Source organism: Streptomyces endocoffeicus, assembly GCF_016741935.1.
In the GTDB taxonomy this organism is placed as follows: domain Bacteria; phylum Actinomycetota; class Actinomycetes; order Streptomycetales; family Streptomycetaceae; genus Streptomyces; species Streptomyces endocoffeicus.
This window is the reverse complement of sequence record NZ_JAERRG010000003.1, coordinates 24,892-51,246: the sequence shown is the minus strand read 5'-3', so window position 1 is coordinate 51,246 and position 26,355 is coordinate 24,892. Positions and strand designations below refer to the sequence as shown.

General features: G+C 71.0%; 25 protein-coding genes and 1 pseudogene. 20 read left to right on the top strand and 6 right to left on the bottom strand.

Translation table 11 applies throughout. From position 1 onward, the window contains the following. Window positions 1-5: 5 nt before the first annotated feature. The 11 genes from JK364_RS10450 to JK364_RS10400 are packed head-to-tail and all read left to right on the top strand — an operon-like array spanning window position 6 to window position 11,566. Window positions 6-1,214, top strand: a complete 1,209-nt coding sequence (locus tag JK364_RS10450; protein WP_201849940.1) for a glycosyltransferase — start codon at window positions 6-8, stop codon at window positions 1,212-1,214. Further along, complete coding sequence (locus JK364_RS10445) at window positions 1,211-2,461, top strand: class I SAM-dependent methyltransferase (protein ID WP_201849939.1); 1,251 nt, start codon at window positions 1,211-1,213, stop codon at window positions 2,459-2,461. Before JK364_RS10450 ends, JK364_RS10445 begins: the two co-directional genes overlap by 4 nt. Beyond that, entirely contained in the window at window positions 2,458-3,252 is a 795-nt protein-coding gene (locus JK364_RS10440) for a glycosyltransferase family protein (RefSeq protein ID WP_201849938.1), read from the top strand. The genes JK364_RS10445 and JK364_RS10440 overlap by 4 nt, the downstream gene beginning before the upstream one ends. After that, window positions 3,249-3,896 (top strand): PIG-L deacetylase family protein, encoded by a 648-nt coding sequence (locus JK364_RS10435; protein ID WP_201849937.1) that lies wholly within the window; start codon window positions 3,249-3,251, stop codon window positions 3,894-3,896. The genes JK364_RS10440 and JK364_RS10435 overlap by 4 nt, the downstream gene beginning before the upstream one ends. A 3-nt stretch (window positions 3,897-3,899) precedes the next feature. Further along, window positions 3,900-4,925 (top strand): NAD-dependent epimerase/dehydratase family protein, encoded by a 1,026-nt coding sequence (locus tag JK364_RS10430; RefSeq protein ID WP_201849935.1) that lies wholly within the window; start codon window positions 3,900-3,902, stop codon window positions 4,923-4,925. Between the two features lie 2 nt (window positions 4,926-4,927). After that, the gene (locus JK364_RS10425) at window positions 4,928-6,220 is read left to right on the top strand and encodes a DUF4910 domain-containing protein (RefSeq protein WP_201850686.1); all 1,293 of its coding nucleotides are present in this window, start codon (window positions 4,928-4,930) and stop codon (window positions 6,218-6,220) included. After that, window positions 6,217-7,524, top strand: a complete 1,308-nt coding sequence (locus JK364_RS10420) for an MATE family efflux transporter (RefSeq protein ID WP_201849934.1) — start codon at window positions 6,217-6,219, stop codon at window positions 7,522-7,524. The genes JK364_RS10425 and JK364_RS10420 overlap by 4 nt, the downstream gene beginning before the upstream one ends. Next, complete coding sequence (locus tag JK364_RS10415; protein WP_201849932.1) at window positions 7,521-8,468, top strand: glycosyltransferase family 2 protein; 948 nt, start codon at window positions 7,521-7,523, stop codon at window positions 8,466-8,468. The genes JK364_RS10420 and JK364_RS10415 overlap by 4 nt, the downstream gene beginning before the upstream one ends. Beyond that, window positions 8,465-9,685 carry a polysaccharide pyruvyl transferase family protein gene (locus tag JK364_RS10410; RefSeq protein ID WP_201849929.1) on the top strand — a complete coding sequence of 407 codons (1,221 nt, stop codon included), beginning with the start codon at window positions 8,465-8,467 and terminating at the stop codon, window positions 9,683-9,685. Before JK364_RS10415 ends, JK364_RS10410 begins: the two co-directional genes overlap by 4 nt. Further along, window positions 9,682-10,233 (top strand): dTDP-4-dehydrorhamnose 3,5-epimerase, encoded by a 552-nt coding sequence (rfbC, locus tag JK364_RS10405; protein ID WP_201849927.1) that lies wholly within the window; start codon window positions 9,682-9,684, stop codon window positions 10,231-10,233. Before JK364_RS10410 ends, rfbC begins: the two co-directional genes overlap by 4 nt. Window positions 10,234-10,240: 7 nt before the next feature. Then, window positions 10,241-11,566: a glutamate-1-semialdehyde 2,1-aminomutase gene (locus JK364_RS10400; RefSeq protein ID WP_201849925.1), complete on the top strand. Its 1,326-nt coding sequence runs from the start codon at window positions 10,241-10,243 to the stop codon at window positions 11,564-11,566. Between the two features lie 49 nt (window positions 11,567-11,615). On the opposite strand, the gene JK364_RS10395 is transcribed toward JK364_RS10400, so the two are convergent. After that, the gene (locus JK364_RS10395; RefSeq protein WP_230991750.1) at window positions 11,616-12,314 is read right to left on the bottom strand and encodes a phosphatase PAP2 family protein; all 699 of its coding nucleotides are present in this window, start codon (window positions 12,312-12,314) and stop codon (window positions 11,616-11,618) included. A gap of 136 nt (window positions 12,315-12,450) precedes the next feature. Beyond that, window positions 12,451-13,632 carry a PucR family transcriptional regulator gene (locus JK364_RS10390; RefSeq protein ID WP_201849923.1) on the bottom strand — a complete coding sequence of 394 codons (1,182 nt, stop codon included), beginning with the start codon at window positions 13,630-13,632 and terminating at the stop codon, window positions 12,451-12,453. 44 nt (window positions 13,633-13,676) lie between these two features. Between JK364_RS10390 and JK364_RS57515 the strand changes: the two are divergent. Continuing rightward, window positions 13,677-14,075, top strand: a pseudogene (locus tag JK364_RS57515) (MFS transporter); the annotation flags it as partial. After that, a complete protein-coding gene (locus JK364_RS58015; protein ID WP_372461938.1) occupies window positions 14,035-14,448 on the top strand; it encodes an MFS transporter in 414 nt (137 codons plus the stop codon). The pseudogene JK364_RS57515 and the gene JK364_RS58015, both read left to right, overlap by 41 nt. Here the strand turns inward: JK364_RS58015 and JK364_RS57510 are convergent. Further along, on the bottom strand, window positions 14,360-14,869 hold the full coding sequence (locus JK364_RS57510; protein ID WP_307841250.1) for an acyl-CoA synthetase family protein: 510 nt from the start codon (window positions 14,867-14,869) through the stop codon (window positions 14,360-14,362). The two genes, JK364_RS58015 and JK364_RS57510, sit on opposite strands and share 89 nt — an antisense overlap. A 225-nt stretch (window positions 14,870-15,094) precedes the next feature. Here JK364_RS57510 and JK364_RS10380 point away from each other — a divergent pair, with 225 nt between their 5' ends. The 4 genes from JK364_RS10380 (at window position 15,095) to JK364_RS10365 (ending at window position 20,422) form a co-directional block, all read left to right on the top strand. Next, a complete protein-coding gene (locus tag JK364_RS10380; protein WP_372461937.1) occupies window positions 15,095-17,725 on the top strand; it encodes an AAA family ATPase in 2,631 nt (876 codons plus the stop codon). 155 nt (window positions 17,726-17,880) lie between these two features. Further along, window positions 17,881-19,257 (top strand): MBL fold metallo-hydrolase, encoded by a 1,377-nt coding sequence (locus tag JK364_RS10375; RefSeq protein WP_201849919.1) that lies wholly within the window; start codon window positions 17,881-17,883, stop codon window positions 19,255-19,257. Between the two features lie 38 nt (window positions 19,258-19,295). After that, complete coding sequence (locus JK364_RS10370; protein WP_201849917.1) at window positions 19,296-19,658, top strand: rhodanese-like domain-containing protein; 363 nt, start codon at window positions 19,296-19,298, stop codon at window positions 19,656-19,658. Beyond that, window positions 19,655-20,422 (top strand): sulfite exporter TauE/SafE family protein, encoded by a 768-nt coding sequence (locus JK364_RS10365; RefSeq protein WP_201849915.1) that lies wholly within the window; start codon window positions 19,655-19,657, stop codon window positions 20,420-20,422. The genes JK364_RS10370 and JK364_RS10365 overlap by 4 nt, the downstream gene beginning before the upstream one ends. Before the next feature lie 54 nt (window positions 20,423-20,476). Here the strand turns inward: JK364_RS10365 and JK364_RS10360 are convergent, their stop codons facing one another. Continuing rightward, window positions 20,477-20,758: a metal-sensitive transcriptional regulator gene (locus tag JK364_RS10360; protein WP_201849913.1), complete on the bottom strand. Its 282-nt coding sequence runs from the start codon at window positions 20,756-20,758 to the stop codon at window positions 20,477-20,479. Window positions 20,759-20,835: 77 nt separating this feature from the next. Here JK364_RS10360 and JK364_RS10355 point away from each other — a divergent pair, with 77 nt between their 5' ends. Together JK364_RS10355 and JK364_RS10350 are read left to right on the top strand one after the other, a co-directional pair. Next, window positions 20,836-21,408 (top strand): rhodanese-like domain-containing protein, encoded by a 573-nt coding sequence (locus JK364_RS10355; RefSeq protein ID WP_201849911.1) that lies wholly within the window; start codon window positions 20,836-20,838, stop codon window positions 21,406-21,408. A gap of 179 nt (window positions 21,409-21,587) precedes the next feature. Continuing rightward, complete coding sequence (locus JK364_RS10350; protein ID WP_230991748.1) at window positions 21,588-21,980, top strand: Dabb family protein; 393 nt, start codon at window positions 21,588-21,590, stop codon at window positions 21,978-21,980. A gap of 47 nt (window positions 21,981-22,027) precedes the next feature. On the opposite strand, the gene JK364_RS10345 is transcribed toward JK364_RS10350, so the two are convergent. Both JK364_RS10345 and JK364_RS10340 read right to left on the bottom strand, forming a co-directional pair. After that, on the bottom strand, window positions 22,028-23,278 hold the full coding sequence (locus JK364_RS10345) for an amidohydrolase (RefSeq protein ID WP_201849909.1): 1,251 nt from the start codon (window positions 23,276-23,278) through the stop codon (window positions 22,028-22,030). A gap of 228 nt (window positions 23,279-23,506) precedes the next feature. After that, window positions 23,507-24,517 carry an Lrp/AsnC family transcriptional regulator gene (locus JK364_RS10340; protein WP_201849907.1) on the bottom strand — a complete coding sequence of 337 codons (1,011 nt, stop codon included), beginning with the start codon at window positions 24,515-24,517 and terminating at the stop codon, window positions 23,507-23,509. Window positions 24,518-24,791: 274 nt separating this feature from the next. On the opposite strand from JK364_RS10340, the gene JK364_RS10335 reads away from it, so the two are divergent. Then, complete coding sequence (locus JK364_RS10335; protein WP_201849905.1) at window positions 24,792-26,342, top strand: ABC transporter substrate-binding protein; 1,551 nt, start codon at window positions 24,792-24,794, stop codon at window positions 26,340-26,342. The last annotated feature ends 13 nt before the right edge of the window (window positions 26,343-26,355 follow it).

Genomic DNA, 26,355 nt, shown 5'->3' with positions numbered 1-26,355 from the left:
ACGGCATGCACGTCCTAGTAGTACACAACCGCTACGCCTCCGCGCAGCCGAGCGGGGAGAACAAGGTCGTCGACCAGGAGGTGGCGCTGCTGCGCGCGGCAGGACACCGGGTCGAGTTGTTCGAGCGGCGCAGCGACGACATCGCCGACCGGTCCTTGCCGGGCAAGGCCGCGGTGCCGCTCCTCGTGCCGTGGAACCCGGCGGTCCGCAGGGAACTCGCCGCCCGGCTGCGCGCCGAGCGGCCGGACGTGGTCCACGTCCACAACGTCTTCCCGCTCCTGTCCCCCGCGGTGCTCGCCGCCTGCGCCGACGCCGGTGTGCCCGCCGTCGCCACGCTGCACAACTACACCCAGATCTGCCCGCCCGGCACGCTCCAGCGCGACGGCCGGCCGTGCGCCGACTGCGTCGGCTCCGCGCCGCTGCCCGCCGTCCGGCACGGCTGCTACCGGAGCTCCCGGCTGGCCACGGTGCCGCTCGCGGTCAGCCTGTCGGTCAACCGGCGGCGGTGGTGGTCCGGCGTGGAGCGGTTCTTCTGCATCTCCGCGGCGCAGCGCGACGTCCTGGTGCGGGCCGGTATGCCGGCCGAGCGGCTGGCGGTGAAGCACAACTTCGTGCCCGACCCGGGCGCCCGCCGAGTGGGCGCCGGCGAGCATCTGCTCTTTCTCGGCCGGCTCGCGGAGGCCAAGGGCGTACGGCTGCTCATGTCCGCGTGGGACGAGATCGCGGCGAGCGGCGGGGTGGGCGTACCGCTGATGATCGCCGGCGCGGGGCCGCTGGAGCGAGAGGTGACCGCGTGGGCGGCGGGCCGGGACGACGTGGCTTTCGTCGGCCTGTTGGACCCGGCGGAGTGCCGGAAGGCCATCGCGCAATCGGTCGCCGTGGTGGCTCCCTCGACGTGGCTGGAGGCGTTCGGCCTGGTGGTCGTGGAGGCGATGGCGGCCGGGGTCCCGACCGTCGCCGCCGGTCACGGCGCCTTCGTCGAACTCGTCGAGGACGGTGTGACCGGGCTGCTGCACCGGCCGGGCGAGCCCGCCTCGCTCGCGTCCCGCATACGCCGGATCGCGGCCGAGCCGGACCGCAACCGGGAGATGGGCCAGGCGGCCCGGCTCCGTTACGAACAGGGTTTCAGCCCGGCCGTCGGGCTGGAGCGCCTGGTGGAGGGGTACCGCACCGCGATCGCGGGTCGGACGGAATCAATGGGGGGCAGTAAATGACACGATGCCGACTCTGCGGCTCGGCGACGTTGGCGAGCGTCGTCGATCTCGGGGCGACACCACCCTGCGAGAGCTTTCTCGCCGCGGACCAACTGGACCAGCCGGAGCCCGCGTACCCGCTGCACCTGCGGGTCTGCACCGACTGCTGGCTGGCGCAGATCCCGCCGCTGATCACCCCGGAGGAGACGTTCAAGGAGTACGCGTACTTCTCCTCGTACTCGACCTCCTGGGTGGAGCACGCGCGCACGTTCGTCGCCGACGCCGCGGAGCGTCTCGCTCTCGGCCCGGACGCCTTCGTGGTCGAGGTCGCGAGCAACGACGGATATCTGCTGAGGCATGTGGTGGACCGGGGGATCCGCTGCCTCGGCATCGAGCCGTCGGTGAACGTCGGCGCCGCGGCGCGCGACGCGGGTGTGCCCACGGTCACGGAGTTCCTGGACCCGGCCACCGGCTCGGCCGTCCGCGCCGAGCACGGCCCGGCGGACCTGGTCGTGGCCAACAACGTGTACGCGCACATCCCCGACGTGGTCGGGTTCACCCGGGGGCTGCGCGCCCTGGTCGCCGACGACGGCTGGGTCTCCATCGAGGTGCAGCACCTGCTGACCCTGATCGAGGAGAACCAGTACGACACGATCTACCACGAGCACTTCCAGTACTACACGGTCGCGTCCGCGATCCGGGCCCTTGCCAGCGGCGGACTCGCGCTCGTGGACGTCGAGCTGCTGCCCACGCACGGCGGTTCCATCCGGCTGTGGGCCCGGCCGGCCGAGGTGGCAGGCGAGCCGACCGCCCAGGTGGCCGACGTACTGGCCCGGGAGAAGGCCGCCGGACTGCGGGAGCTGTCCGGGTACACCCAGTTCTCCGCCCGGGTGGCCAAGGTGCGCCGGGATCTCCTCACGTTCCTCATCGAGGCGGCCGAGCGCGGCAAGACGGTCGTCGGCTACGGCGCCCCGGGCAAGGGCAACACCCTGCTCAACCACTGCGGTATCCGGCCCGACCTGCTCTCGTACACGGTCGACCGCAACCCCTACAAGCACGGCAGGTTCACTCCGGGCACCCGCATCCCGATCCTGCCGCCCGAGCGGATCGCCGCGGACAGGCCGGACTATGTGCTCGTCCTCCCGTGGAACCTGCGGGAAGAGCTGGTCGAGCAGCTGTCCTTCGTGCACGACTGGGGCGGCCGGCTGGTCTTTCCCATCCCGGAACTGAGCATCGTCGAGGCCGCGTCCCGAAAGGTCACAGCATGAAGGTCGTTCTGTTCTGCGGCGGTTACGGGATGCGGATGCGGAGCGGTGCCGCGGACGACGTGCCCAAGCCGATGGCGATGGTCGGCCCGCGACCGCTGATCTGGCACGTCATGCGCTACTACGCGCACTTCGGGCACACGGAGTTCATCCTGTGCCTCGGCTACGGCGCCCACCACATCAAGGACTTCTTCCTCAACTACGAGGAGACGACGTCCAACGACTTCGTGCTGCGCGGCGGGCGGACCGAGCTGCTGTCCACCGACATCTCGGACTGGACGATCACGTTCGCGCAGACCGGCGTCGAGTCGCCGATCGGGGAGCGGCTGCGCCGGGTGCGGCACCACCTGGACGGCGATGAGATGTTCCTCGCCAACTACGCCGACGTCCTCACCGATGCCCCGCTGCCGGAGATGATCGACCGGTTCGCCCGGCGCGACGCCGGTGCGTCGATGATGGTGGTGCCGCCGCAGTCCTCGTTCCACTGCGTGGACCTGGGCGATGACGGCCTGGTGGGGGGCATCACCGCGGTGAGCGAACTGCCACTGTGGGAGAACGGCGGCTACTTCGTGCTCCGCCAGGAGGTCTTCGACCACATCCCGGAGAACGGGGACCTGGTCGCCGACGGATGCGCCCAACTGGCCAAGCGCGGACGGCTGGTGGCGCATCAGCACCGCGGCTTCTGGAAGCCGACCGACACCGTGAAGGAGCGGGCCGCGCTCGACGCCGCCTACGCCCGGGGCGACCGCCCGTGGGCTGTGTGGGAGCACGACAACGCCGGGGTGCGCGCGTGATCCGGCTCGGGGCCGGGTCCCTGGACGCGATCGTCGCCGTGGGCGCGCACTGCGACGACATCGCGATCGGCGCCGGTGGCACGCTGCTGACGTTGTGCCTCGCGCGGCCCGGCCTCCGGGTCGACGCGCTGGTGCTCTCCGGCGGCGGCAGCGAACGCGAGCAGGAGGAGCGGGCCGCGCTCGCCGCCTTCTGTCCGGGCGCCGACCTGCGGCTGACCGTGCTCAAACTGCCGGACGGCCGTATGCCCGTGCACTGGGACGAGGCCAAGGCCGCCGTCGAGGAACTGCGCGGACGGACCGACCCGGATCTGATCCTGGCGCCGCGCACCGATGACGCGCACCAGGACCACCGCGGCCTGGCGAAGCTGATACCCACCGCCTTCCGCGACCATCTCGTGCTCGGCTACGAGATCGTCAAGTGGGACGGCGACCTCGGCCGACCGGCGGCGTACCAGCCTCTGACGCCGGAGATCGCCGAACGGAAGGTGCGGCTGCTGCAGGGGCACTACCCCTCGCAGCGGCACCGGCCCTGGTACGACCGGGAGGCCTTCCTCGGCCTGGCCCGGATCCGCGGCATCGAATGCCACGAGCGATACGCCGAAGCGTTCGCCGTCACCAAACTCACGCTCAACCTGGGGGGTTGAACCTTGCGCGTACTGCTGACCGGACACCAGGGCTATCTGGGCACCGTGATGGCCCCGGTCCTCGTGGCCGCCGGGCACCAGGTCGTCGGCCTCGACGCCGGCCTGTTCGCCGACTGCGTCCTCGGCCCGGCGCCCGCGGACCCGACAGGGCATCGGGTGGACCTGCGCGACGTCACGGCCGAACACGTGGCCGGGGTCGATGCCGTGATCCACCTGGCCGCGCTCTCCAACGACCCGCTGGGATCGCTGGCGCCGGAGCTCACCTACGACATCAACCACCACGCGTCCATACGCCTTGCCCGGCTGGCCCGCGACGCCGGAGTGCGGCGCTTCCTGTACGCGTCGACCTGCTCGGTCTACGGCGCCGCCGGTGGCGACGGCCTGGTGACCGAGGACGCCCCGCTGCACCCGGTGACGCCGTACGCGGAGTCCAAGGTGCGGGTGGAGGACGATCTGCACGCGCTGGCCGACGGCGACTTCAGCCCGGTGTTCATGCGCAACGCCACCGCCTTCGGCTACTCGCCCCGGCTGCGCGCCGACATCGTGCTGAACAACCTGGTGGGCCACGCGCTCCTGTCCGGCGAGGTGCTGGTGCTCTCCGACGGCACCCCTTGGCGCCCGCTGGTGCACGCCGCCGACATCGCACAGGCCTTCACGGCCGCGCTGACCGCGCCGCGGGATGCGGTGCACGACCGGGCGTTCAACATCGGCAGCGAGGCCAACAACGTCACGGTCGCCGAGATCGCCGGACAGGTCGCCGAGGCGGTGTCCGGTGCGAAGGTGGTGATCACCGGGGAGACCGGTGCCGATCCGCGGTCGTACCGGGTGGACTTCTCCCGGTTCCGCGCCGCGGTGCCCGGCTTCGACTGCGAGTGGACGGTGAAGCAGGGCGCGCTCGAACTCGCCGACGCCTACCGGCAACACGGGCTGACCCGGGAGGACTTCGAGCAGCGCTTCACCCGCCTCGCCGTGCTGCGCGCGGCGTCCGGCGCCGGCACCGTCGACGACACCCTGCGGTGGCGCCGGTGACCATGGCCCGCGAACAGCCCACGACCACGGTCGGCGAAGAGATGCACGCACTGGTGGAGCGGCTGTACCCGCTGTGCCGGAGCATCACCGGCGACGGGGTGCGCGCCACCCTGGAGATCGTCGGCGAGTACGTCCCGCTGCGGGTGCACGAGGTGCCGACCGGGACCCAGGTGCTCGACTGGACGGTGCCGCAGGAGTGGAACATCCGGGACGCGTACATCGCCGACACAACCGGCCACCGGGTCGTCGACTTCGCCGTGTCCAGCCTCCACGTGCTCGGCTACAGCGTGCCGGTGTCGGCGACCATGCACCTCTCCGAGCTGCGCCGGCATCTGCACACCCTGCCGGACCACCCGTCCTGGGTGCCGTACCGCACCAGCTACTACAAGCCGGAGTGGGGGTTCTGCCTGGCCCAGGACACCTTGGACGCGCTGCCGGACGGCGAGTACGAGGTGCGTATCGACTCCACACTCACCGATGGCCACCTCACCTACGCCGAGCACATCGTCCCCGGGCAGGTGGCCGACGAGGTGATCGTCTCCTGCCATGTCTGCCACCCGTCGCTGGCCAACGACAACCTGGCCGGCATCGCCGTGGCGACGTTCCTGGCGCGGGCGCTGGCCGAGGAAACGCCGTACTACACCTACCGGTTCATCTACGCGCCCGGCACCATCGGGGCGATCACCTGGTTGGCCCGCAACGCGGAGCGGATCGACCGGGTCAAGCACGGCCTCGTGCTGGCCTGCGCCGGTGATCGGGGCCACCTCACGTACAAGCGGAGCAGGCGCGGCGACGCGGAGATCGACCGGGTGCTGCGACATGTGCTGGCCGCCTCCGAACGCCCGCACCGCGTCACCGAGTTCACCCCGTACGGCTACGACGAGCGGCAGTTCTGCTCGCCCGGGTTCGATCTCGGCGTCGGCTCGCTCACCCGGACCCCGTACGCGGGCTACCCCGAGTACCACACCTCGGCGGACAACCTGGATTTCGTCTCCCCGGAGGCGATGGCGGATACGCTCGCCGTCTGCCGCGAGGCGTTCGCCGTCCTCGACCGCAACCGGCGCTGCCGCAACCTCAGCCCCTACGGCGAACCACAGCTGGGACGGCGTGGGTTGTACGACTCGCTCGGCGGGCGCAGCGACGCGAAGCAGGCCCAGATGGCCATGCTCTGGGTGCTCAACCTCTCCGACGGCGAGCACAGTCTGCTGGACGTCGCCGAGCGGTCCGGGCTGCCGTTCGACACCGTCGCCGACGCGGCCGGCGCCCTGCGCGGCGCCGGGCTGATCAAGGCATGACGCCGATGCCCACCGAGGGGGAGAATCCGCGGACAGCGGCGCCACCGGCCGGATCCGCCAAGCGGGCCCTCGTCGGCCGGCTGTCCTGGGGACTGGCCGACCAGGCGGCCTCCAGCATGTCCAACTTCGTGGTGGGCATCTATGTGGCCCGCTCGCTGGGGGTGACCGCGTTCGGCGTGTTCAGCCTGGCCTGGGTGACCTACGGCGTGGTGCTCAACATCTCCCGCGGGCTGGCCACCGACCCGCTCGTGGTGCGCTTCAGCGGCGTGTCGGACACGTCCTGGCGCGCGGCGGTGGCCCGGTCGACGGGTACCGCGCTCGGCGTGGGTACGGCCATCGGCGCGGGGTGTCTGGTGGCCGGGCCGGCCCTCGGCGGCCGTGTGGGGCCCGCGTTCGCCTGCCTCGGCGTCATGCTGCCGGGGCTGCTGCTGCAGGACGCCTGGCGGTTCTCGTTCTTCGCCGCCGGCGCCGGGCGGAAGGCGTGTCTCAACGATGTCGTGTGGGGCGTCGCGCTCGTTCCGGCCATGATCGTGGCGGCCCGCGTGGGCAGCGTGGCCGCGTATCTGCTCGCCTGGGGCGCGTCCGCCACGGTGGCGGGGGCGTACGGCTACCTCCAGTCCGGCATCCGGCCCCGGGTGACCGAGGCGCGCGGGTGGCTTCGCGAGCAGCGCGATCTCGGCTACCGGTACCTGGTCGAGAACACCTGTCTCAGCGGCGCGAGCCAGCTGCGGGCGTACGGGCTCGGCGCGATCGTCGGGGTCGGCGCGGTGGGCGCGGTGCGCGGCGCCGAGCTCCTGCTCGGCCCGTTCCTCGCCGTGCTGATGGGCCTCTCGCTGGTCACCGTCCCGGAGGCGGCACGGGTGCTGCGGCAGGCCCCGCGTCAACTGGGCAGGTTCTGCCTCCTCCTCGGCGGCGGGCAGGCCACCGGAGCGCTGCTCTGGGGCTCGGCGCTGCTGCTGATGCCGGACCGGCTCGGCGAGTCCGTGCTCGGCGGCGTCTGGCACTCCTCCTCGGGGCTCATCGCGCAGATCACCCTCAGCGTCGCGGGAGCGGGCCTCGGCACCGGCGCGGCGGCCGGGCTGCGCGCGCTCGGCGCGGCCCGGCGCAGCCTGCGCTGCCAGCTGTTCGCCTCCGCCTGCTATGTCGGCGGCGGGCTCGGCGGGGCGGCCGTCGCCGGCACGGCCGGCTCGGCCTGGGGCGTCGCCGCCGCGACCGTCAGCGGCTCGGCCGTGTGGTGGCTGCAACTGCGGTCCGCCCTGCGCGAGCACCACCTCAACTCCCTTCCCGAAGTGAGGACTTCATGACCGCGCAACCCAGGCTGAGCATCGGCCTGCCCGTCTACAACGGCGAGGAGTACCTGGCCGAGTCGCTCGACGCCCTGCTCGGCCAGACCTACGAGGACTTCGAGCTGGTCATCTCCGACAACGCCTCGGCCGACGGGACCGAGGACATCTGCCGCGAGTACGCCGCGCGGGACGCGCGCATCCGGTACCTCCGGCTGCCCCGGAACATCGGCGCCACGCCGAACCACAACCGGGTGTTCGCCGAGTGCCGCGGCGAGCTGTTCAAGTGGGCCTCGCACGACGACCTCTACGCCCGCGATCTGCTGCGGGCCTGCGTCCAGGCGCTGGACGAGCGGCCGGACGTGATCCTCGCACACGCCGACCAGGCGGTCATCGACGGCGACGGCCAGGTGAAGGTCCCGTACGAGTACACGCTCGCCACCGGCTCACCGCATCCGGCGGAGCGCTTCCGCAGCATGCTGTTCGAGCCCGGCGGTGACGACTTCTACGGGGTGATCCGGGCCGACGCGCTGCGCCGGGTGAAGCCGATGGACAGCTACCACCACGCGGACCGCACGTTCGTCGCCGAGATCGCCCTGCACGGGCGCTTCCACCAGGTGCCGGAGCTGCTGTACTTCCGCCGCGACCACCCCACCCGCGCCGAGCGGGCGAACCCCTCCAAGCGCTCCCGGTGCGTCAACCTGGACCCGCGCCGGGCGGGCCCGCTGCATCCGACGCCCCGGCTGCTCGCCGAGTACGTCTGGGGCTTCGCCTCGGCGATCCGGCGGGCCCCGTTGTCCGCGGCCGACCGGCGCGCGTGCTACCGCCACCTGGCCGCGTGGATGACCAGCCGGGTCCGGCCGGGCGCCGGTGAGCGGGTCGAGGACCGCGCCCCGGTCGACCCGGCCCTGCTCACCGTCTCCGTCGACGCCCTCGTCGCCGGGCGTGAAGGGAGGCGGGCATGAGGACGGCGACACGTGTGGGGGTGTTCGGCCTGCTCGGCTCCGGCAACCTCGGCAACGACGGGTCGCTCGAGGCCGTCCTCGGGTACCTCCGCGCCGAGCACCCGGAGGCGGTCGTGGACGCGCTGTGCGGCGGACCCGAGGCCGTGACGGCCCGGTTCGGGATCCCCGCGACGCGGCTGCACTGGTACCGCGGGGAGTACCGGACCGCGTCCCGTGCGGGCGCGATCGCGGGGAAGGGCCTGGGCAAACTCGTCGATGTGTTCCGCACCGCCGCCTGGGTGCGCCGGCACGACGTGGTGATCGTGCCGGGCATGGGCGTCCTGGAGGCCACGCTGCCGCTGCGGCCCTGGGGCTTCCCGTACTCGCTGTTCCTGCTCTGCGCGAGCGGCCGGCTGCTGCGCACCCGGGTCGCGCTGGTCAGCGTCGGCGCCGCCGAGATCGGCAACCGGCCGACCCGGGCCCTGGTGCGCTGGTCGGCGCGGCTGGCCGCGTACCGGTCGTACCGGGACGCCCAGTCCCGCGACGCGATGCGGGCGATGGGTGTGGACACCGCGCGCGACGAGGTCTACCCGGATCTCGCGTTCTCCCTGCCGGCACCGCCGCCGAGCGGGCCCGCGCGGTCGCCGGGCCCGGTCTGCGTCGGCGTCATGGACTTCCACGGCGGCAACGACGACCGCGCCCGTGCCGACGAGATATACCGGCGCTACCTGGACGGGACGATCCGGTTCGTGCGGGCACTCGTCGAGGACGGCAGGCCGGTCCGGCTGCTCACCGGCGACACCTGCGACGCGACGGTGGTCGCCGCGATCCTCGACGCGGTGGACTCGCCGCTGGTCACCGCCGCCGAACCGGCCTCACTGGACGACCTGATGAAGGAAATGGCCGCGGCCGACACCGTCGTGGCGGTCCGCTACCACAATCTGATCTGCGCACTGAAGACCGGCACACCTGTGCTCGCCCTCAGCTACGCGACGAAGAGCGACGCGCTCATGGCCCGGATGGGCCTCGGCGCGTACTGCCACCCGGCCCGCGAGGTCGACGCCGACCAACTCATCGCTCAGTTCCGGGCGTTGGAGAAGCACTCCGCCGAGCTGCGGCAGACGCTCACCGAGCGGAACCAGGCCGCGGCCCGGGACCTGGAGCACCAGTTCACCGCCCTGACCGCGGCCGTGTTCCCCGCGTCCACCCAGGCCCACGCCCTTCGGGAGGCACCGTGAAAGCGACCGAAGTCCCGGAGATCGCCGGCGCGTTCCTGTTCGAGCCGACGCCGTACGCCGACGAGCGCGGCTTCTTCTGCCGCACCTTCGACGCCGATGTGGTCCGCTCGGTGGGCCTCGACCCGCACGCCTTCGTCCAGGACAGCGTGTCCCGCTCGGTCCGGGGCGTGCTGCGCGGCCTGCATCTGCGCTCCGGCGCCGGTGAGGCCAAGCTGGTGCGGTGCTCGTACGGGAGGATCTTCGACGTCGTCGTGGACCTGCGGCCGGACTCGCCGACGTACCTGGGCCGGGCCTTCTTCGAACTGTCCGGCGAGACGCAGGCGACCCTGTACATCCCGGCGGGGTGCGCGCACGGCTTCCAGGCGCTGACCGAAACCGCCGACACCTCGTACCGGATCGACCGCCCGCACGATCCGGCCGAGGATGTGACGATCGCCTACGACGACCCGGAGCTCGCCATTCCCTGGCCACTGCCGGAACCATCGATGTCCCAGCGGGACCGGGAGGCGCCGAGCCTCGCCGAGGTCCTGAAGCACAAGGAAGGGTGAAGTCTGCTTGGCCACCGAAGAGTTCCTCCTGCCCCGGTCGCGGCTGGCGAACGAGCGGCTGCACGCCATGATCCCCGGGGGCGCGCACACCTACGCCAAGGGCGACGACCAGTACCCCGAGAACCTGGCCCCGGTCATCAGCCACGGCCACGGTGCCCACGTATGGGACATCGACGGCAACCGCTATGTCGAGTACGGCTCCGGCCTGCGGTCGGTCAGCCTCGGCCACGCCCACCCACGGGTGAACGAGGCGGTGCGGCGGGAACTCGACCGCGGCGGCAACTTCGTCCGGCCGTCCATCGTGGAAGTCGAAGCCGCGGAACGCTTCCTGGCCACGGTGGAGACCGCCGAGATGGTGAAGTTCGCGAAGAACGGCTCCGACGCCACCACCGCCGCGGTGCGCCTCGCCCGCGCCGCCACCGGGCGCCCGCGGGTGGCCATCTGCGCCGACCATCCGTTCTTCTCCGTCGACGACTGGTTCATCGGCACCACGCCGATGTCCGCCGGTGTTCCGGCGGCGACCAACGAGCTCACCGTGGCGTTCCCCTACGGGGACCTGGCCGCCACGGAGGAGTTGCTCACCCGGTACCGGGACGAGGTCGCCTGTCTGATCCTGGAACCCGCCACCCACACCGAGCCGCCGCCCGGGTACCTCGAGGGCCTGCGCGAGCTGGCCGACCGGTACGGCTGCGTACTGGTCTTCGATGAGATGATCACCGGCTTCCGCTGGTCCGAGGCGGGCGCCCAGGGCCTGTACGGCGTCGTCCCCGACCTCTCCACGTTCGGCAAGGCGCTGGGCAACGGATTCGCCGTCTCCGCGCTGGCCGGGCGCCGCGATCTGATGGAGCTGGGGGGCTTGCGGCACTCCGGCGACCGGGTGTTCCTGCTGTCCACCACACACGGCGCGGAAACGCACTCGCTGGCCGCCGCGATGGCCGTGCAGACCATCTACGCCGAAGAGGGCGTCACCGCGCGGCTGCACGCCCTCGGCGAGCGATTGGCCGCCGGTGTCCGCGGCGCCGCGGCGAGTACGGGCGTCGGTGACCACATCGTCGTCCGGGGCCGGGCCAGCAACCTGGTCTTCGCCACCCTCGACGAGAACGGGCAGCCGTCGCAGCGGTACCGCACCCTGTTCCTGCGCCGGCTCCTCGCGGGCGGGGTGCTGGCCCCGTCCTTCGTGGTGAGCAGCGCGCTCAGCGACGCCGACATCGAGCACACCGTGGACGTGGTGGCGCAGGCGTGTGCGGAGTACCGGAAGGCGCTGGACGCCGCTGACCCCACCCCCTGGCTGGCCGGACGACCAGTGAAGCCCGTATTCCGCCGCTTGGCGTGACGTGATTGACGTGACGTGATTGACGTGACGCGATTGACGTGACGTGACGTCAGCGACGCCCTGGCCGAGGGCCGTCGGCCATCCGGTCGACCAGCCACGCGGTCGCCGGAATCACCGCCAGCGCGGTGCACCAGCCGCCGAGGACGTCGGTCGGATAGTGCGCGCCCAGGGCGACCTGCGCCCAGCCCATCGCGGCGCCGGCCACGAGCGCCGCGGCGAGCACGAGTGATGTGCCGACCGTCCTGCCGAGGCCGAACCGGCCGGTCGCGAGCAGCGCCCCGACGAGGGCGAGTGCGGTGAAGAAGGCGGTGTGCCCGCTCGGATAGGACAGGTTGCCGTCGCCGTGGATGGTGCGTCCCACCAGATGCTTGAGCAGCGTCGCCGTCCCCACGGTCATGGCGGAGCCGGCAACGACGAGCACCGCCGCGCGAGGACGCCGAAGCAGCAGGCAGCCCGTCACAGCGACCACGATCAGCATCGCCGCTCCGGCGGGTTCCCCCAAGAAGTCCATGGCCAGCGCGACGCGCCTCCAGGGCGGCCGCACGCTGTCCGCCGTCGGCTGGATGATCCACCTGTCCACCCCGCCGGACTCGCTGTGTCCGGCGTACCGGACCCCGAGCACGCCGACCACCAGCGCGGCGAGGGCCGCGATCGGCCCGAGCCACGCGCGCAGCGGCCGGGGCAGCACCGCGGGCGCCTCGCGGCGGGCTGGGCCGACTTCCAGATCCGCTCCGGCCAGGCGATCCAACGCGAGCCCCCCGTCGTGTCCGACCCACCCTCGAGCGACCGTAACCGCCCCGCGGACACCCTAACCAACAATCGAGGAAGCGGCCCGGTGGTCAGCAGAAGATCCGGGCACAGCGCCGACTCCGCCGCCGATGCCTTCAGCCCAAGGCGCCCCGCTGCCGCAGATAGTTCTGCCCCGTGGTGGTCTTGAGCCACTCCGTGGCCATGGCCAGCAGGGCCGCGTCCGCGGGCACCGCCAGGCTCAGCCCCGTCGCGTGCTCGACGGCTTGGAGCCGGTTGCGCACCGTATTGCGGTGCCGGTACGTACGGTCGGCGACTTCCGTGACGGAGCCGAACGCGAGGTAGTGCCGCAGTGTCTCGATCAGGCTTTCGTGATCACGCGCCGCCATCAGCGGAGCGAGCACATCGCGGGCCATGACACCGGTGAGCTCCTCGTCCCCCGACATGATCGCGCCGATCCAGTGGTGCCGGATGGGGCGCAGCCCGGGGACGGCATCGCTTCGGATCGCCGCACGAGCCAGCCGTACGCCGCGAGGCGTACTCGCCAGGCCGTCGACGTCGACGGTGCCGCACCTCCAGGCCCCCAGTGGGGTGAGGTGCTCGTGGACGTCCTCGCTGGAGCGACGGCCCCGGTTGATCACCCCGAGCAGCTCGTCGCCGAGGTAACCGAAGTGACAGGGGAGGTTGGAACGCCGCAGCGCCTGGTGACAGTCGGCGAGGGATCGGTCGCTGGTGGGGGCTCCCTCGGCCACGAGGACCACCAGGGGGGCATCGGCCGGAATGCCGAGCTTGGCCGAGGCATCGGCCGCGACGGCGGTGTCCCGCTCGCCCTCCAGCACCAGGCGTTCGAAGGCGCGGCTGCGGACCTGGAGGCGATGGCTGGTGAGATCGCGTTCCGCGCGGTGGTAGGCGTCGACGACCTCGACGCTGTTGGTGTCCGTCGCCTCCCAGACCAGCAGCAGACCGTCGAGGAACCCCGGATCGCCGGCGAGCCCCCGTTTCCGGCCCTCCTCGACGAACGCCTCCCACAGCACCCGGAAGTCCAGCTGGAAGGAATGCACCAGCGCCGGAAGGGGAAAGCCCTGCTCAGCGCGTTGGCGCCCCACATCTGAGGTGGCTCGGGCGACGTCCGGCGGGACAGCGTCCCCGGAAAGCCGGGTCAAGGCGAGTTCGAGGGTCCGTCGCATACCGGCCAGCTTCACAGCGGGCTCCACGGGCATGTCCGCGTACGCCCGTTCCTGGCGGTCCAGACAGGCCTGCGCGTTCGTCGCCAGCTCCTCCAGACGCTCGGCGAGCAGCATCCGGGCGATCGAACGCACCGCCTCCGCGTGCCGCCCCGAAGGCTGTCCCTCTGAAATGCGGCGTGGCCTATGTGGCTCGCCCCGTGGGCGCGGCGGTGTTCGGTCACTACGGTGACAAGCTGGGCCGGAAGACCAGCCTGACCGCGACCCTCGTACTCATGGGCGGTGCGACGCTGGGAATCGCCGCCCTGCCCACCTACGGCTCCATCGGCCTCGCAGCACCCGTCCTCCTCACCTTCCTCCGCCTGTGCCAGGGCTTCGGACTCGGCGGGGAGTGGGGCGGGGCGACGTTGCTGGCCGTCGAACACGCGCCCCCGGGGAAACGCGGCCTCTACGGATTGTTTCCCCAACTGGGCAACCCGATCGGATTCTTCCTCTCCAACGCGGTACTGCAACTGACACTGCTCGCCGTGGGGCGCGATGGCTTCGAGCGAGGCGGTTGGCGGGTGGCCTTCCTCATCGGTGGCGCCTTCATCAACCGGGTCGCTGATCGGTGTCGTCGTCGCGGTGACGCTCGGCTGGAGCATCTGCCACGCGGCCACTTTCGCGGTGCAGTCCAGCTACCTCGCCGAACTCTTCCCCACCGAAGTGCGCTACAGCGGTGCCTCGATGAGCTACCAGATGTCCTCGGTGATATTCGGTGCCCCGGCGGGAGCCATCGCCGCTTCCCTGTACGCGGGTACCGGATCGGTCTACAGCGTGTCGGTCTACGTCATCATCGGCTGCGCGGTCGGCTTGATGGCCCTCACCCGGGTCCGAGAGACGTTCCGCACGTCCCTGGACAGCCCCCCGGAACCCACTCGGGCAGCCACCGCGTCCCGGGCGGCCTTGTAAGCCTCACGAACGCTCCACGGCGTGCGCCAGTGGCAGTTGCCCTCCCAGGCTCGGCGGGTGCGTACCGCACGTCGAGTGTGCCGTCGAGGTAGCGGCCGCGCGACTCACCGCGACGGATCTTCCCGCTCGAGGTCTTCGGGACCGTGCGTACGGCGATGAAGACGACCTCGTGCACGTCGATCCAGTGTTCCTCGGAGACGGCGCCGCGGACCGCGGCAGCCACCGCGTCGGTGTCGCCGTCGAACGCGTGGTCCAACTCGGCGACGATCACGAGCCGTTCCCGGCCGTCCTCCTCGATGCCGAACGCGGCCACACAGCCGCCGCGTACCGCCGGATGGGAGTGCTCGGCGGTGTACTCGACGTCCTGCGGATAGTGGCTGGTCCAGTCGACGACGATCACATCCTCGATTCGGCCGGTCACGCAGATCTCACCCGTCCGGCCGCTCACGGACCGGACACACCGGGAGAGTGGCTCGCACCGCATCACGATGCGGCTACCGCATGCCCGTCGTCATGACAGGCGCCTCGCATCAGGCATGCCACGCCCATCGTTTGCCGATCAACTACAGTCTTCGGCATGTTGCCATTGTCATCTCGACCTGGTCTTTTCATCGGCAGGCTCGACGAGAAGCGCCACATTGACGAGTTGACCGGCAGGGCAGTCTCGGGCCGGGGTGGCGCGCTGGCCCTCAGAGGCGAAGCGGGCATCGGCAAAAGCGCGCTGCTGACGTATGCGGCGCATGCGACGCCGGCATTCCGGACCATTCGCGCCACCGGCTCGGAATTCGAGCGACATCTGCCGTACTCCGGATTGCATCAGCTGTGCGTGCCGCTGCTGCGGCACCTGGCCGATCTGCCGCGCCGGCATCACGATGCGTTGCGGGTAGCCTTCGGTCTGGCCGAGGGGACGCCCGACTCGTTCCAGATCGGCCTGGCGGCCTTGGGGTTACTGACGGCCGCGGCGCAGGACCGGCCCCTGCTGTGCCTGATCGATGACGCGCAATGGCTGGACAGTGCGTCGTTGCAGGTCATGCTCTTCCTCGTCCGCCGGGTCACGACCGATCCCATCGCGATGCTGTTCGCGGCCCGGTCGGGGCACGGGGCGAACGAGTTCGATGAGCTGCCGGGACTGGTCATCCGCGGCCTGAACGACGAGGACGCCAAGATTCTGCTGACGACGCGCAGCCCGCTCCCGCTGGACGACCAGGTGCGTGACCGGCTGATCGCGGAGGCCCAAGGCAGTCCGCTGGCGCTGCTCGAACTGCCACGGGCCGGGGGCTTCGTACCGCCCGACGTGTCCTCCGTACCGACCCGGATCGAGCATGGTTTCCACACCAGGCTGACCGGCCTGACCGCGGAAGCCCGGCTTCTGCTCACCGTCGCGGCCGCCGACCCGACCGGCGATCCCGGCCTGCTCTGGACGGCCGCACACCACCTCGGCCTCGACCTGACCCCGACCTGCGCGGAGGCGGCCGCGACCGGGCTGGCCGAATTCGGCCTCCGTATCCGTTTCTGCCACCCACTCGCGCGATCAGCGGTGTACCGAGCCGCCTCGGGCGATGAGCGCCGCACAGCTCACGGCGCGCTGGCCGAAGCCACCGACCCGACGGTGGCGCCGGACCGGCGGGCCTGGCACCGCGCTCAAGCCGGCGCCGGCCCCGATGAGGACATCGCCGCCGAATTGGAGCGGTGCGCCTCACGGGCGCGGGCACGTGGGGGCGTGGCCGCGGAGGCGGCGTTTCTCGAACGCTCGGTGGCGCTGTCACTGGACCCCGAGCGCCGGATCGAACGGACTCTGGCGGCAGCGGAGGCCCACTTCGACGCCGGGACGACGGACGTGGTGGAGGAACTGCTCGCGACTCTGGAGACGGCCACGCTGGATGACTACCGGCGCGCCCGGGTCGATCTGTTACGGGGCCGGACGGCGTTCACCCGGCAACGCGACGACATCGGCCCGACACTCATGACACGCGCCGCCCAACGGCTGTCCGCTCTGCGTCCGGAGCAGGCACGCGACTCGTTCCTGGATGCCGTCGAGATGAGCCTGGTAGTCGGCCGTGGCAGCGGCGTCATCCACAAGGCGGTGGCCGCGGCTCAATCCGCGGCCCCGGCATCCCACTCCCCCGACCTGCTGGACGCGCTGATCGAGCTGGTCACCAACGGTTACCCGACCGCCGCTCCGCTCCTTCACCGGACTCTGCACGGCGAGAACAAGCCATTGTGGGTACGACGGCCGGCCCTCGCGTCCATGATCGCAATCGAGCTGTGGGATCCGGAGACTCACACCACCATCGCCGATTGGCTGGTGAAGGACGGCCGCGAGTCGGGTTCCCCGCTGCTGCTCCGGCTCGGCCTGGCACAGACGGCCATCGGCGCCGTCATGATCGGCGACATCGGACAGGCGATCGCCGCCACTGCCGAGGAGGCCGCCATCGCGGACGCCGCCGGCGTTCCTCCTCTCGCCCACCACCGGCTCCATCTGGCGGCGCAGCGTGGCCGGCGCGAGGAATTCCGGGAAGTGGCCCAGCAGGCCGAGAACGCTCCGCGGAGCGCGGGGCAGGTGACCAACCTGCACGCGACGGCGGCCACGTTGAACAACGGACTCGCCGATTACCCGGCCGCACTGGCCGCGGCCCGCAGAGCCACCGAGCACGACGACATCTTCCTCACCGGATCAGTCCTGCCCGAACTCATCGAGGCGGCCGTCGCCTGCGACGACCACGCTGCCGCGACGGAGGCGCTGACGTCGCTGACCGAGCGCACCCAGGCCGGCGGAACCACCGTCGGCCGAGGAATCGCCGCTTACTCACGAGGGCTCGTGACCGGCGTCGAGCACCACTTCCTGGAGGCCATCGAGCTCCTCGCCGAAGGCCGCCTGGTTCCCTACCTGGGCCGGGCGCACCTGCTGTACGGACAATGGCTGCGCCGTGAACGCCGCCGCCGCGACTGCCGACAGCACCTGCACACCGCCCACGAGCTGCTGTCCAAAGCCGGAAGCGAGGGCTTCGCCCAACGGGCCGCCATTGAGCTGCGCGCCACCGGCGAAAAGGTCCGCCCCCGTTCCTCGCGGCCCTACGAGAAGCTCACCATGCAGGAAGTCGCCGTCGCCCGCCTCGTCGCGTCCGGCGCCACCTCCAACGAGGTGGCCAACCAGCTCTTCATCAGCAAGCGCACCGTCGATGCCCACCTGCGCAACATCTTCCGCAAGCTCGGCCTCACTTCACGACGGCAGCTCAAGGACCACCCCGACCTGCCCGTCCACGACCGGTCCGAGTAGACGTCCGTTTCCGCCCCGCCCACCGTCATCGACGGCCTCTTCGGCATGCACCCCGCCGCCCGCGGGGGCTCCTTCCGTTCACGTAATACCCCCCTGGGTATACCTGTTAGGGTGAGCGCCAGATACCCCCGGGGGTACGAAGGGAGCAGTGAACCGTGTTCTTTGTGGACACCCTGGAATTCGACGGCCTGGGCAACCGCAGCTACCTGGCCGGCGGGCCCCATGCCGCGGTGGTCATCGACCCGCCGCGCGACATCGACCAGGTCATCGCCGCGGCCACCCGCCGCGGGGTGCGCATCGCTTTCGTGGCGGAGACGCACTTGCACAACGACTACGTCAGCGGCGGCCTGGAGCTGGCCCGCGTCACCGGCGCCCACTACCTGTTGCCGGCCGGGGCCCATGTGTCGTTCGCCGGCACCCCGGTCGCCGACGGCGACACCGTGGCGGTGGACGAGGGGCTGGCGCTGCGCGCGATGGCCACTCCCGGGCACACCCCGCACCACACCTCCTACGCCCTGACCGAGGACGGGCACGGTGTGGCGGCGTTCACCGGCGGATCGCTGCTGATCGGCACGGTGGGCCGCCCGGATCTGGTCGAACCAAGGCTGACCGAGCAGCTGGCCCGCGCCCAGCACGCCTCCGTCCACCGGCTGGCCGATGAGCTGGACGACGAGGTGCCGGTGCTGCCCACCCATGGATTCGGCAGCTTCTGCTCCTCCGCACCGGCCGAGAGCGACGCGACCACGATCGGCGAGGAGCGCAGGACCAACGACGCACTGACCATGGACGTGGACACCTTCGTCACCCGGATGCTCGCCGGGCTCGACGACGTGCCCGCGTACTACGCGCACATGGGGCCGGCCAACGCCGCGGGCCCCGCACCGGTCGACCTCACCCCGCCGGGGCATGCGGACGCCGAGGAGATCGCCTCCCGGCTGGCCGCGGGTGAGTGGGTGGTGGACCTGCGCAGCCGCGTGGCCTTCGCCGAGGGGCATGTGGCCGGATCGTTCAACTTCGAGGGCACCGGCAAGCTGGCCACCTATCTGGCCTGGCTGATCCCGTGGGGCAAGCCCGTCACCCTGCTCGCCAACACCGCGGAGCAGATCACCGACGCGCAGCGGGAGCTCACGCGGGTGGGCATCGACCGCCCGGCCGCCGCCGCCACCGGCGACCCGGCCGGCTGGGTCCGCGCCGGCGAGCGGCTCGCCACCCTCCACCGCGCCCGCTTCGCCGATCTCGCCGATGTCGTCAAGCGCGGCGACGACGTGGTCGTCCTGGATGTGCGCCGGGACTCCGAACGCGCGGGCGGCCGTATCGACGGCTCGGTCCACATCCCGGTCCATGAGTTGCGCGGCCGTATCGGCGAGGTGCCGGACGGGGTGGTGTGGGTGCACTGCGCCGGCGGGATGCGCGCGGCGATCGCCGCCTCCCTGCTCGACGCCGCCGGCCGCGACGTAGTCGCTGTCGACGACGGCTTCGACGCCGCCATCCCGGCAGGACTGACCCTCACCCGCCCCGACGGCACCGACTGACGCGCCCTTCCACGCCACCCACACGAAAGTGATCAGATATGTTCTCGCTTCTTCGCCGCGGCCCGGGCCGCCTCACCGCCGAGCAGGCCCATCGGCGGACCAGGGCCGGCCAGGCCGTCCTGCTGGACGTCCGCGAAACACCGGAATGGAACGCCGGGCACGCGCCCAGCGCACTGCACCTGCCGCTCTCCCGCCTGACAGCCGGGGCAGCGCTCCCGGAAGCCGTGCGGGGCAACCCCGTGGTCACGATCTGCCGCTCCGGCCACCGCTCCCAGCAGGCCGCCAGATTGCTGGCCGAACGCGGCGTCGAGGCCACCGACGTCAACGGCGGCATGACCGCATGGGCACGTGCGGGCCTGCCGGTCACCGGCGATCGGGGCGGCCGCGGTGTCATAGCGTGAGCGCGCTGATCCTGGCCCTGATCGCCGGGGCCGTGGTCGGACTCGCGCTCGGCGCACTCGGCGGCGGCGGCAGTGTCCTGGCGGTACCCGCACTGATCTACCTGCTCGGCTTCACTCCGGCCGCCGCCACCACCGCCAGCCTGATCATCGTCACCGCCACCTCGCTCACCGCCCTGTACGCCCACGCCCGCACAGGCAATGTGCGCTGGAAGGCCGGCGCCCTCTTCGCCGCGGCCGGACTCCTCCCCGCCGCCGCGGCCGGAGCCGCCGCATCCCGCCTGCCGCAGCCCGTGCTGACCGCCGCGTTCGCGGCCGTCGCCGCACTCGCCGCCGTCAGGATGCTGCGCCCCGGCAACGCCGCCACCGGCCATGCCGCCACCGACTCAGCAGTCAGCGAGGTAAGGCCCGTCAAGGCAGCCGGCACCGGCGCGGGACTGGGCGCCCTGACCGGACTGCTCGGCGTCGGCGGAGGGTTCCTCGCGGTCCCGGCCCTGGTCACCGTGTTGGCATTCGAGATGCGGGCCGCCGTCGGCACCAGCCTGCTGGTCATCTCGGCGAACTCGCTCGCTTCCCTGACCACCCGGGGTGACACCACCTCCGGCCTCGACTGGGCGGTGATCGGCCCCTTCACCGGGGCGGCGATCCTGGGCGCCTGGGACGGCAAACGCTTGGCCCTCCAGGTGACCGGCACGCTCCTGCGGCGCGCCTTCGCCGTCGTGCTGCTGGCTGTGGCCGCCTTCATGCTGATCGACGCCCTTACCTGACGAGTCGGGCGGCGATTCGATGCCGCGGCACCACGGCTCAGGCCGGAGACCGGCTCAGGCCAGCGAAAGGAACAGCTTCTCCAGCCGGGCACGCATCTGTTCCCGGTCACCGGAAGCGGCCATGTCCTCATCGGTCAGGCAATGCTGCAGACCGGTGGCGATGATCGCGAAACCCGCCTTGTCCAAAGCCCGGGACGCCGCCGCGAGCTGCGTGACCACGTCCTCGCAGTCCCTCCCCTCCTCGATCATCTTGATCACACCAGCGATCTGACCCTGGGCCCGGCGCAGCCGGTTGACCACCGTCTTCATTTCCTCAGCCGCCATCGCCAGTTCCACAACCCACACTCCTTCGCGATACCCCCTTGGGTATCTTACCGAAGGGGCAACCTTAACCGAGCAAAGGAAAATCCCCCGTGGCATCCACCGCCCTCACCGCCCTCACCGCCGACCAGGCCGGCGCCCGCCTGCACGAACTGACCGTCATCGACGTGCGCACCCCCGGCGAATACGCCTCCGGCCACATACCCGGCGCCCACAACGTCCCCCTCGACCACCTCGATACCGCTCTGCCCGCCCTGAAGACAGCTGCCGGTCGCGGCGGTCTCCTCATCGTGTGCGCCTCCGGCGCCCGCTCCGCGACCGCCTGCCGGCGCCTGGCCGATCACGGCATCACCGCCGCCACTCTCACCGGGGGCACCACCGCTTGGACACAGCTCGGCCACGAAACCCAGCACCCCGCCGACACCCGCACCCCGTGGGCCATGGACCGCCAGGTCCGGCTCACCGCCGGATGCCTCATCCTGGCCGGCCTGATCGCCGGACAGAGCTGGGGCGCGGCGCGCTGGCTGTCCGCGGGCGTGGCCGGCGGCCTGGTCCTTTCCGCCCTGACCAACACCTGCGGCATGGCCAAGGTGCTCGCCAAACTTCCCCACAACCGGCCCAGGACAGCCGACCTGGAGGCCACCCTCGCCGCCCTGACCGCCTGACGCCACCGCCCGATCGCGCCGTGACGTGGGCCCGGCACCGGTGATCAGCGGAGCGGTCATCGCACCTTCGCCGGCGGGTGTGTGCCTATGCGCGGTCACCGTCGCCGTCGCCGTCAGATAGGCAACTCATGCTGATGCGACGAGACACCAGGCCAGTTCATAGTCGGTTCATAGTCGGTATGAAGGGGAGCACGATGATCTACCACGGCATCCGTCTGAAGGCCAAGGCGGGCGTGACGCAGGAGCAGATCGAGGAGGCGCTGGAGAGCATGCGCAACCAGGGCCGGGTCATCCCGGCGGTGAAGTCGTTTGTCGCCGGCCGCGATTTCGGAGGCGATTTCGACTGTGGCGCCGTGTTCGTCATCGAGGACCTCGACGGCTACTGGGAGTATCTGACGCATCCGGCGCACGCGCACACCGACCGGATCGGTATGCCCATGGTCGAGAAGTACGACTCGTACGACATCACCGACGATGACGACCCGCAGATGGGCGCGAAGATCGCCGATCTGCACCGGCGACGGTACGAAGGCGACCCCGAACTGGCCGCGCTGGTGAGCAAGGCGCCGTAGTACTCCGCGTACTCGTCGACGACGAGGCGGACGCGGCGGGCGGCGGATCACCCGCGGATCAGCGATTCGAGGATCTCGATCGCGGTCGGAATCGTTTCCTCCGCGATGTCGAAGTTCTCGCTGTGATGAGGCCCCGGGCTGCCCGCCCCGACCATCAGATAGGCGCCCTTGCCCCCGCGCCGCTGGACATGCCTGATGAGAAGGTTGGCGTCATCGCTTCCCGCGAACGCCCGGGTCCGGATGACCTCGGTGACCTCGTCATGGGCGGTGGCCACGTGGACGATGCGGTCGATCAGTTCGTCGTCCGGTGCGACGGTCGCTGATCGGCCCATCACCGCGACGTTCGCCCGGACCCCCTGGGCCAGGCTCGCCCCTTCCACAATCGATCGGACCCGGTCGACCAGCTCGTCGACGACCTCGTCGTCGGTCGCACGCGCCTCGCAGGTCATCACCGCGGAGGAGGGCACGATGTTCACCCCGTCGCCGGCGACAAGCGTGCCGACATTGAGCCGCGTGTCCGCGGTGCTGAAGCGCGGGAGCCCCATGATGCCCAGCGCGGACATCGATGCCGCGAGCAGCGCGTTGCGGCCGGCCTCCGGTGTGCCGGCCGCGTGAGCGGCCTTGCCCGCGAAGTCGACCTTCAGCTTGCGGGTCGCCATGCCACCGGTGAAACTCCCCACGACCCCGCCAACGGCCATGTCTCCGGCCATGTGCACCGCGAGCATGTTGTCGATCTCGTCGGCCACCCCGGCGTCGATCATCGTCTGCGCTCCCCGCACCCCCTCCTCGGCAGGCTGGAACAGGATCCGAAGCGTGCCCGCGAAGTCATGGTCCGACAGGCGGTGGAGCAGGCCGACGCCGATGGTGGCGTGGGCGTCGTGGCCGCACGCGTGCATCGCGCCGTTCGTCGAGGCGAACCCGTTGGCCACCGGGAAATGAGCGGCATCGGTCGATTCGCGCATCGGAAGCGCGTCGATGTCGACGCGAAGCCCCCAGCGCGGCCCCGGACGGGCGCCCGCGATGTCGACGACCAGCGCGGTGCCGTTCTCCCGGAAGTACCGGGCCCGCTCTTCCGGGACACCCGAATCCGCCGCCCGAGCCGCCCATTCGTCCAGGGTTTCCGGGGCCGGGAAGTTGACGACGGCGGAGAGATCCTGAGCGGCTTTCCCCGTGCGGACGCGTATCTCCAGTCCCTCGAGGGCCTGTTCGATCCGGGCCGCGGTGCCGATCTCCAGGAATGCGGGTTCCGGGTTCCGGTGCAGTTCTCGGCGAAATGCTACGAGCTGCTCAAAATCCACGAGCGCCCTCTCTTTTCTCGGTGCACGGGCGCCCGTCCGGGCCGCCTGGCGCCGAGGCTATGAGAAGTGCCACGCATTGAGTCCGGATGCCGGTTCATCGGCACGGATCACCGAAATCCGGGCCTGGATACGCATGGTTCGCGACGGCGGCGACCGCGGTCCCCCGAGTCTCCTCGGTCCCTCAGCCGCCGAGGCGGGTCCCCTCACCCCCTCGGTTCCTCCGTCCCCTCAGTCCTCGAACACCGGGTGATGGCCGAGGGGGACCCAGCGACGGTGCCGACTGTCCAAGTCGAGGACGTGGCCGGCTCGCTTCGCGATCCTCGGGACGATCCACCGGTCCTTGACCAGCACCTTGGGGAACACCGTGGTCAGCCGGTTCTCGATCTCGTCCAGCTCCTGCAGATTGCGCAGCCAGAGGAACACCGCGAGATTGGCGTCACCGGTCACGGAGGCACACAGCCGCACATGGTTCAGCAGCCGGAGCGAGGCGACGACACGCTCCAGTTCCAAGGGCTCGACATCCAGCCACAGTGCCGCCGCGGCGGACCAGCCCATGAGGGCATGTGCGAAGTCCACCCGCCATCTGACCCAGCTCGCGGCGAGTACCGCGTCGATGTCCCGCGAGATCATGGAAAGGGACCGGCCCAGCTCCCGCTGCATATCCGCGGCGGTTCGACGGGTGTCCGCCTCGAGTGCGGCGACGACCGCCCGGTGGACGGGCCTGCGCTGCTTGGGCGGATCGGTCGGCCGGAGGTCGTGCAGCGCCTTGATCTGTTCCTTGGAGAGTGTCTTCAGCCGCCAGCTCGACCCTTCGAAGAAGATCTTTCGCAGGTAGTGGGTGCGGGTGCCGAGGATGCCGGGGATCACGGCGATCCGCTCGTCGATGTACCGGTCCATGGAGAGCAGGCTGTCGGTGGAGATCATGATGTACAGATCCCGCGGGCCGGAAGTGCAGTGCACGCTGGAGACGGGGCCCTGCCGGCCGAGTTCGGCGAGCACCTGTTCCCGTCGGCCGGGGGCGCAGCTGATCTCGACCAGGGCGGAGATCATCTGATCGCGGAGGTGCGGGGCGTCGCCCTCGGAACAGCTCGTCCACACCTGCCGCCGGCCGGTGAGCGCCGACCACCGGCGGGAGATCGTCGAGGGGTCGACCCGGAGGATCCTCCCGAGCTGAGCCCATGAGACCCGGGGATGGATCTGCAGGGCGTTGATGATCTGGAAGTCCAGCGCGTCGGCCATGCACAGCATCATGCGGTGAGGACGCCGATCCGGCCAGAACCATGCGCGCGCCCGCCGCCGGCCGGGCTGATGCGGCTCCGCGGGGCATGGAAAGCCGTGCTTTCGTGCAGGCAACCGCAACACGGCCGAAACCTACTGATGGGTCGCGCGGAAATACCGTGCACCAGCGCCGCGCCTTTGCCGAATTTCTTGCGTGGTGCGTCCCGGTGGGTCAGCGACGGATGTGTGCGACTTAGGCTCCGGGCACCTTTTCGGCCGTTGCGTGGGAGGCGTCGTGTTTCGTCGGGGTGCTGTGCTGGCGGTGGTGGCCGCATGGGGGCTGAGCGCCACCGGATGCGGAGTGGATGAGGCCGCGCTGAGGGGGTCGACGGACACGATCAACATGTCGTTGAACACCGATCCGGCGACCTTCGATCCGGCGTTGGCCGGCGGCGGCGACGACTTCACCGTGGCCCGGCTGCTGTACGACACGGTGGTGCGCAAGGACTCCGGCAACCGCCTGGTGGGTGGGATCGCGTCGACGTGGGAGGCGGAGGACGCCGCCCACTACACGTTCACCATCCGCAAAGGGCTGACCTGCTCCGACGGGAGCCCGATCACACCGTCCGCGGTGGCGCGGTCGCTGACCCGGTTCGCCTCGCCGGAGACGGGATCCCCGGGCCGGACCCTGGCGCTGGGGTCGGCCACGGCGACGTTCACGGCCGACGATGGAGCGGCCACGGTGCGGGCCAGGCTGTCCGCTCCCTGGTCGGACTTCCTCACCGGGCTGAGTCTGCCCTCGGCCGGGATCGTGTGCCCGGCGGGATTGGACCATGCCGAGCAGTTGGCGACCGGCAAGGTCAAGGGGGCGTTCTCCGGCCCGTACACCTTGACCTCCGCCCGGCCGGCCGTGTCGTACGGGCTCACCCTGCGGAGCGGTTACACGGCCTGGCCGAGGTTCGCCAGGCCGCTGCGGGGGGTTCCCGCCAAGCATCTGGAGCTCACACCGATCACCGACTACTCGACGATCGCCACCAAGCTGGTGTCCTACAGCCTGGACGTGGGGGTGGTCGCCGACGAGAACGTGAACCGGTTCGACGGCGACTCCCGGTTCACCACCTCCAGCGCGTCGAACACCACGACCTATCTGCTGTTCAACGAGCGTCCGGGGACCGTCTTCGCGAACCGGCCCGACCTGCGCACCGCGGTGGCGCGGGCCATCGACGCCCAGACCTTCAGCGACATCGTCAGCGGCGAACGGGGCAGCGTGATCCGCTCGGTCGCCTCAGCCAAGGTGCCCTGTGTCAACACCGACCGGTCGGCACTGGTCGCCGCCGACCGCGCCGCCGCCGCCAAGAAGCTGAAGGGGGTCCGTTTCCGCATCGTGGGCACGACCCTGCTCCGCGGCGGCAACGACTACATCGCCGAAGCGCTGCGCAAGGCCGGGGCGACGGCGAGGGCCGACTCCCTGGACAACGCCAACTGGGCCACCGTGACCGCCGCCGGCGGCAAGGACTGGGACATCAACGTCCAGGGCGACAACAACATGATGGGCACGCTCACCTCCTCCCTCCTGCGTGTCATGGGCCCGCCGACCGAAAAGGGCGGCCGCAACAAGACGGGCCTGGTCAACGACGAGGGATACGCGGCCGTCGACCGGGCCATGAGCAAGCTGGACCGCACCGCGCGGTGCGCCGCTCTCCACTCCGCGCAGAAGTCGTTCCTGAAGCGGGTCGACGCGATCCCGCTGTCGACCCTGCCGTCCACCACGGTCGTCGCCAAGGGATACAGCATCCGCACCTTCGACGACTATCTCGACCCCGCCACCCTCCGCATCGACAAGTAGCCGGAAGGCCGCA